Consider the following 7,133-nt stretch of genomic DNA (forward strand, 5'->3'; position numbering starts at 1 on the left):
CTGAAGCCAGAGGGGGCGAGCTTGCTCGCCGTGACGAGCGGTATCAGCCTAACGAACATCCAGTGAATGTTCGCAGTAGGCTGATACGGTGAGTGTCATTAGCCCCGCAGCGTGTCGGTGTAGTCGCTCCCTTTTTTCGGCATCTACAGAAGATAAAGCTGACCACTTACTTAATCCGATTGGTATTATACAAACAAAAATAGATCAGTTATTTTTCCAGATTGGTATTAGCGCTGGGCTAAGAGGTAGGCACAAAAAAGGCGCCCTGAGGCGCCTGTGATATATATGTCAAAACGATTAGCTGTTATTGTTTTCATCAAGGCCAACAATTAACCAAGGAGCATTCTCTTGAGTTAAATCACGCTCAAGGTGCCAAACCTCGTTAATGTCTTGCTCAATAGCTTCTTGGCTATCACGGTAGCGGCCACTAAATTTCAAGCTCACTTGGGCGTGATAAGAGGTGTGATCGGCGCGTACTAACTCGGCGTCTACAAACATCACCTCAGTGTGCTGATCACCCGTTAACGTAGCACGCTCTTGGCTTAAGTCGTTAAATAACGCCGGTGATACATACTCACGGATCTTTTCTAGATCATTGGTATTCCACGCTTCTTGCAAGGTGCGGTAATGCTCGCGTGAGCCCTGCAAAAAGGCTTGCATATCAAAACCTGGTGGTAGATTAAAGGGAACATCAGAGGGGGCAAAGCCGCCGCTGGCTCCTGCAGGTGCTGCAGACATAGGAGTCACAGGCTGTTGAGGTGCTTCAAACTGTTGAGGGCCACTGTATGCGGCCCTTGATGCGGGCGCTTTGCCTTTGCGTAAGGCGCCAAATATCTTAAAGGCGACAAACGCGAGGCCGGCGATCAGTAAGAAGTCCATCATCTGTAAGCCTGAAAACGCACCTGAGCCTAATAAAGCCGCAAATAAGCCACCGGCTAATAAACCGCCGAGTAGGCCGCCCATCATGCCACCAGATTTTTTAGGTGTTTGTGTTTGACCGGCTGTGTTTTTACCCGCCGCTTGCTGCTTAGCAGGCTGGGCGGGTGCGGTTTTAAATGACTTGCCAAAAGAGCGGCCGCCGCCCATTTTACGAGCTTCAGCATCAAAGGCAGTGGCGGTAATGCCTACTGCAAAAATAAGGGTAAATAAAGTAAGAAGTTTGCGCATGTTAGCTTCCTTAAATAACGAAGAACACATCCTAAAGCAGGGGCATGTTAAGTCAACTACTGTTCACTTATTCAGCTAAGTATCTAGCAGAGCGGGTAAGAAGTTAATCTTGTATCAAGATGCCAAGACTTGAGCATCACATGTACAATGTGACTACTATAACCGAGCACATTTAGCTGCTTGTTATAATACCAATCAGGAAAACGAACAGATTAGGTTTTTATGTCTTCTGCAGGGGCGCTTACTTTAAGCACGAAGCAGTCGACCAAAAATTATAGTACTGCCTAAAAAGGTTGAATGGATTCAACCTTATGCTCGGTGTGGTTTAGTACTTATCATGGGTTTTGAGCGTTTACTTAGATAAATATTAGCGCTTAAAGCTGTCCCTTTTGCCTCTAGTACTCAACCTCAAAACAGTTCACATACATGCTTAGATTGGTATAACACCTTGTTATGATCCCACGTTATAGACAACCGTAGAGAGAATATGAATGAGCGAAAAAACCGCCACTAAAACTGACCATGCTGTAGCCCAGCTAAAAATGCCTCCTCACTCTTTTGAGGCGGAACAATCTGTGCTGGGTGGCTTGTTGTTGGATAATAACGCTTGGGACCGAGTGGCGGAAAAGGTCGCAGAGCCTGACTTTTATAGCCGACCCCATCGGCTTATTTTTCAAGCTATACATCGGCTGGCTCAACTGAACAACCCTATCGACTTAATTACGGTACAAGAAGAGTTAGAGCGCCACGAGTCTCTTGATACTGTGGGTGGGTTTTCATATTTAGTTGAAATTGCCAAAAATACTCCGAGTGCCGCTAATATTGGAGCTTATGCCGACATAGTGCGTGAGCGTGCCTTAGTGCGAGAAATGATTGCGGTGGCAAATGATATTGCGGAATCAGGCTTCGACCCACAGGGGCGTAATGCTGATGACTTAATTGACTTGGCCGAAACCAAGGTATTTAACATTGCCGAAAGTCGTACCAATGTTAATGAGGGCCCACAGCCGCTACGAGTACTATTAGAAAGCACAGTCGACCGTATCGAAGAGCTTTATAAAAGCCCTCATAATGGGGTAACAGGGGTATCTTCAGGTTACAAAGATCTGGATAAAATGACAGCGGGTTTTCAAGATTCTGATTTAATTATTGTTGCTGCTCGACCCTCTATGGGGAAAACAACCTTTGCTATGAACTTGTGTGAGCATGCCGCGCTCACAAAAGACAAACCTGCTCTTATATTCTCCTTGGAAATGCCCTCTGAGCAGATTATTATGCGGATGCTTGCTTCGCTCGGTCGTGTTGATCAAACCAAAATCCGTACCGGGCAATTAGATGATGAAGATTGGGCTCGTTTGTCGTCGACCATGGGCATGTTGCTAGAAAAAGGTCAGTTATATATTGATGACTCATCGGGCCTTACGCCAACAGAAGTGCGCTCTCGTGCACGGCGTATTGCCCGAGAGCACGGTGGCATCAGTATGATCATGATTGATTATCTACAACTAATGACAGTACCCAGTCTGGCCGATAATCGGACGCTAGAAATTGCCGAAATATCTCGCTCACTTAAGTCTTTGGCTAAAGAGTTAGAGGTGCCGGTTGTGGCTTTGTCTCAGCTTAACCGAAGCCTAGAGCAGCGTTCAGATAAGCGACCTGTTAACTCAGATTTACGTGAGTCAGGCTCAATAGAGCAAGATGCTGACTTAATCATGTTTATTTATCGTGATGAGGTTTATCACGATGATAGTGAAGAAAAAGGCATTGCCGAAATCATCATCGGTAAGCAGCGAAATGGACCTATTGGCCGGGTGCGACTGACGTTTCAGGGGCAGTTCTCACGCTTCGATAACTATGCCGGCCCCGCATTTGATGATGAATATTAAGGAGTTGAGATGGATGCACACGGGGCGATTGCTCGCATTAGCCTGTCGGCGATACAGCATAATTTAGAGCAGGCAAAGCGCTTAGCTCCCACGGCTAAAGCGATTGCTGTGGTAAAAGCTAACGCCTATGGGCATGGTGACTTGCCGGTAGCATCGGCATTACAAGCATCGGCAGACATGTTTGCTGTTGCTCGGTTTGAAGAAGCACAAAAGTTGCGTAATTCGGGTGTTAGCCAGTCGATTCTGCTGTTATCTGGGTTCTTGAATGCCGAGCAACTACAATTTGCTGCGCTTAATGACTTTCATGTGTGCATCCATGAGTTTGCTCAGTTAAAGGTGTTAGAAACAACGCCATTGGCAGCTCCTGTCACTGTGTGGGTAAAAATAGATTCAGGCATGCACCGTGTTGGCTTTAGCCCAGAGCAAGCCGATGCGGTATTGACACGAGTAAGTGCTATTAAACAAGTGGTGCAGCCGGTAAATGCCATGACCCACTTTGCTCAAGCTGACGAACCCGAACAACGTGGCATTACCGAAGCCGCGATTGCGCGCTTTCAACAAGCAACTGCTGGCAAAGTAAAACATACCGCTTTATGTAACTCAGCAGGTGTAATGGCCTTTCCTCAAGCACACAGCGATTTTATTCGCCCGGGCATTATGCTGTATGGCATTACACCTTTTGCAGAACAACAAGGCAGTGATTTTGGTTTACGCCCCGCGATGGATTTTACCAGTAGCTTAATTGCGGTGCGTGAGCATAAGGCGGGTGAACCGATTGGATACGGTGCAAGTTGGGTTAGCCCAAGGGATACCCGTATTGGCGTGATCGCGGTCGGTTATGGTGATGGCTACCCACGCATGGCACCGGCAGGCACACCTGTATTAGTTAATGGACGCCGGGTTGCGTTAGTGGGTCGTGTGGCTATGGATATGGCCACCGTTGATTTAGGACCAGAGAGTAATGATCAAGTGGGGGATGAGGTCATTTTGTGGGGCGCGGGACTGGCGGCAGAAGAAGTGGCTCGCCATGTGGGGACTATTGCTTATGAGCTAGTCACCCGGCTTACTGCAAGACCTAAACTTAAATATGTCGATTAACCGTACTAGAGGTAAGTGGCGTGTTGAATGCGACAAGAAAAACTAAGCATTCAACATTCTCTTGTGGCCTGTGCATTGGCGCTATTAGTCTTAAAGTAGGCTAATAGCGCCAATGCCGGCAAGTTCATCATAATACCGTACAGTAATGCCATCATAGCCAATTCATCTGATCCTAATTGTGTATAGGCCACTAAAATCGCTACAGCGCCATTTTGGATCCCGACCTCAAATGCCAAACTCCGACAGCTAGACGCAGAGCACCTCGCCAATTTTGCCCCCCAATAGCCGCCGGCTAAGGCTAAGATGCAAAGTAACAACATGGCCCCTGCAGCTTGACTAAATAAGGAAGGCAGTTGTGGCAAGTTGTGAGTAATGAGACTGGCCAGTACCAACATAAATAAGGCACCACTTAACTGTTTAAGGCGCGGTTGATAACGGGTAACCCAGTGGCGAAAGCGGTGGCGAATAAGCATGCCGATTACCACGGGGACAATACAAATAAGCACCAGCTGCGCTATGGTTTGGGTTAAAGGCAGGGCAAAGGTGTCTGCGGGTACGCCGAGCCAAGATAACTGTACCATGACCGAAAAAGGCATCCAAAATGGCGCCAATAAGCCAACAAATGCCGTTAAGCTCACCGATAAGGCACTGTCTCCATCTGCTAAAAAGCTAAATAAGTTTGAGGTGGCACCACCGGGAGCGGCACTAATTAAAATTAAGGCGGCAGCAATGAGTGGGGGCAGAGCCAGCACCATAATAATGCCCCAAGCTAGCAAAGGTAGTAATAGCCATTGCATAAGCAGTCCCATTAATAGCGGTACTGGTTGTTTTCGTAACCGACTAAAATGAGAGAGCTCTAGCGTCATGCCCATAACAAGTGTCATTAGGGCGAGAGCGAGGGGAAGTAAAATAGTTAGCAAAACAAAGATCATCCCAATTAAGTAGAAAATAGCGCTAAGTACTAAGTGACTTATAAAGTGCGGCTAACCTTGCGTTGTAATTTGGCACTGTTGGCATTGGCCGTGGGCTTCAATAGACTGGCTACTAATGGCAAAGCCATTTAGGTTGGCTTGTTGCTCAAAAGCTTGGTGTATGGCCGCATCATGTAGCTCTACGACTAACCCACAGCCATTACAAATTAATAACTGCATAGGGTGGTCTTCATCAAAATGCTCACAAAACAAAAAAGCATTAAGTGACTCTACTTTATGAATAAAGCCCTGAGTAAGTAAAAAATCTAATGCACGATAAACCGTAGGCGGTTTTGCGTTGGGCTCTAGCTCTTTAAGCTTGTCTAATAAATCATAGGCACTTACTGCGCCCTGAAAGCCGGCAATCAGTGTAAATACATTGCGTCGAGTTGGCGTAAAACGCACCCCGCGCTGCTTACACAATGCATCGGCACGTTCCAGCTGATATTGAATGGACATAAACCCAGATAACCCTCTTTAATTTCAACGGCCATATTACCATAGCCGACGAAGGCTTCCTCTAAACAAGTTTGGGACTGTGCGCGAGCTTGGGTATAATGGCCGTCTTTGTGCGTAAATAAGTATTTTTTATGACCCATTATCCCTCTGCTCGCTTCTCCGTTGCCCCTATGCTCGATTGGACTGACCGGCATTGCCGTTATTTTCATCGGTTAATGAGTCGTCACGCTCAGTTATATACTGAAATGGTCACCACAGGTGCTATTTTATACGGTAAGGGCGATTACCTTGGCTTTAATGAGCAAGAGCATCCCTTAGTGTTGCAACTGGGCGGCAGTGATCCTGTGGCTTTGGCTGAATGTGCTATTCGGGCTGAGCGTCAAGGTTATGGTGAAATTAACCTGAATGTGGGTTGTCCGTCTGATCGCGTACAAAATGGTATGTTTGGTGCCTGTTTAATGGCAGAGCCCAAGCGAGTGGCGGACAGTGTGGCGGCGATGAAAGCGGCAGTGAATATTCCGGTGACGGTAAAAACACGCATTGGTATTGATGAGCAAGACAGCTATGGGTTTTTATGCACATTAGTGAATAGCTTGGTAGACGTTAAGGTAGATGCGTTGATTGTGCACGCGCGCAAGGCATGGTTAAAAGGCTTAAGCCCTAAGCAAAACCGTGATGTGCCGCCATTGGATTATGAGCGTGTATATCAGCTTAAGCGAGATTACCCTGAGCTAACCATAGCCATTAATGGCGGTATTAAAACTCTGGCTGAGGCGAATACTCACCTTAGGCAACTCGATGGCGTTATGCTGGGGCGTGAGGTGTATCAAAACCCCTATATATTGGCACAGGTAGACGGTGCATTATTTGATGAGCACTATCAAATACCCAGCCGCCACGAGGTTGTTCGCCAGTTATTACCTTATATTGAGCAGCAATTAAGCCAAGATACGTATTTAGGTAATATCACTCGTCATACTTTGGGGATCTTTCAAGGTTTACCCGGCGCGCGCGCGTGGCGTCGTTATTTAAGTGAAAACGCCCACAAAAAGGGAGCCGGGCCTGAGGTGGTTGAAGCGGCTATGGCGAAAGTACCTGAGTTTTGTTACATAGACTAAAACACAGCGCCAGGCGCCTAGCACCAAGCTTAAAACTACAAAACCGATGTTTTCTGTAGTGTGCCGCTTTAGCTGGCACCGAGCATCAGCGAGAATATTTTTAAACAAGGGCAGTAAGCGATCAGCCGTCAGCCATTCGCAGTTTTTCTTTAACGTACAGCGGTCAGCGTAAAGTGTACCGCTGTTTTTTAAGACACGCGCATAAACTGGCTGAGGGTTTCGGCTAACACTTGAATTTTATGCACCATGCGCGATAGCAAGTCTTGGTATTCTTCTTCGGTGGCGGTCATTAATATCTCTAACTCTTCTGCCAGCTCAGCCACATAAGGCATAAAATGGTCGGCATGAGTAATAAATTGGCTGTCTTCGCGCAGTACAGCACTAAACTTAGCCTGCCCTTTAGTACGTAACTCGGTTAGCTTTTTGTCGGCATC

General features: G+C 46.9%; 7 protein-coding genes. 3 read left to right on the forward strand and 4 right to left on the reverse strand.

All coding sequences use genetic code 11. The features are described from left to right. Positions 1–297: 297 nt before the first annotated feature. Positions 298–1,167: a Tim44 domain-containing protein gene (locus ACTHY5_RS10365; RefSeq protein WP_441879356.1), complete on the reverse strand. Its 870-nt coding sequence runs from the start codon at positions 1,165–1,167 to the stop codon at positions 298–300. Between the two features lie 491 nt (positions 1,168–1,658). Here ACTHY5_RS10365 and dnaB point away from each other — a divergent pair, with 491 nt between their 5' ends. Continuing rightward, a complete protein-coding gene (gene dnaB / locus ACTHY5_RS10370; RefSeq protein WP_441879358.1) occupies positions 1,659–3,053 on the forward strand; it encodes a replicative DNA helicase in 1,395 nt (464 codons plus the stop codon). A 9-nt stretch (positions 3,054–3,062) separates the two neighbouring features. Further along, entirely contained in the window at positions 3,063–4,151 is a 1,089-nt protein-coding gene (gene alr / locus ACTHY5_RS10375; protein WP_441879360.1) for an alanine racemase, read from the forward strand. A gap of 50 nt (positions 4,152–4,201) precedes the next feature. Here alr and ACTHY5_RS10380 read toward each other — a convergent pair whose 3' ends face one another. Together ACTHY5_RS10380 and zur are read right to left on the reverse strand one after the other, a co-directional pair. Next, the gene (locus ACTHY5_RS10380; RefSeq protein WP_441879362.1) at positions 4,202–5,083 is read right to left on the reverse strand and encodes a bile acid:sodium symporter family protein; all 882 of its coding nucleotides are present in this window, start codon (positions 5,081–5,083) and stop codon (positions 4,202–4,204) included. Positions 5,084–5,134: 51 nt separating this feature from the next. Further along, entirely contained in the window at positions 5,135–5,581 is a 447-nt protein-coding gene (gene zur / locus ACTHY5_RS10385) for a zinc uptake transcriptional repressor Zur (RefSeq protein ID WP_441879364.1), read from the reverse strand. A 131-nt stretch (positions 5,582–5,712) separates the two neighbouring features. Here zur and dusA point away from each other — a divergent pair, with 131 nt between their 5' ends. Next, complete coding sequence (gene dusA / locus ACTHY5_RS10390) at positions 5,713–6,699, forward strand: tRNA dihydrouridine(20/20a) synthase DusA (protein WP_441879366.1); 987 nt, start codon at positions 5,713–5,715, stop codon at positions 6,697–6,699. 188 nt (positions 6,700–6,887) lie between these two features. On the opposite strand, the gene ACTHY5_RS10395 is transcribed toward dusA, so the two are convergent. Further along, positions 6,888–7,133: hypothetical protein (locus tag ACTHY5_RS10395; protein WP_441879368.1), on the reverse strand; the 246-nt coding region annotated here is incomplete at its 5' end.

This window comes from Oceanisphaera sp. (genome assembly GCF_052084945.1).
Classification (GTDB): Bacteria; Pseudomonadota; Gammaproteobacteria; order Enterobacterales; family Aeromonadaceae; genus Oceanimonas.

Coding starts and splice junctions, on each gene's coding strand:
- ACTHY5_RS10380 (WP_441879362.1), bottom strand. CDS start 5,083: ATGATCTTTGTTTTGCTAACTATTTTACTTCCCCTCGCTCTCGCCCTA.
- dusA (WP_441879366.1), top strand. CDS start 5,713: ATGACCCATTATCCCTCTGCTCGCTTCTCCGTTGCCCCTATGCTCGAT.
- ACTHY5_RS10365 (WP_441879356.1), bottom strand. CDS start 1,167: ATGCGCAAACTTCTTACTTTATTTACCCTTATTTTTGCAGTAGGCATT.
- dnaB (WP_441879358.1), top strand. CDS start 1,659: ATGAGCGAAAAAACCGCCACTAAAACTGACCATGCTGTAGCCCAGCTA.
- alr (WP_441879360.1), top strand. CDS start 3,063: ATGGATGCACACGGGGCGATTGCTCGCATTAGCCTGTCGGCGATACAG.
- zur (WP_441879364.1), bottom strand. CDS start 5,581: ATGTCCATTCAATATCAGCTGGAACGTGCCGATGCATTGTGTAAGCAG.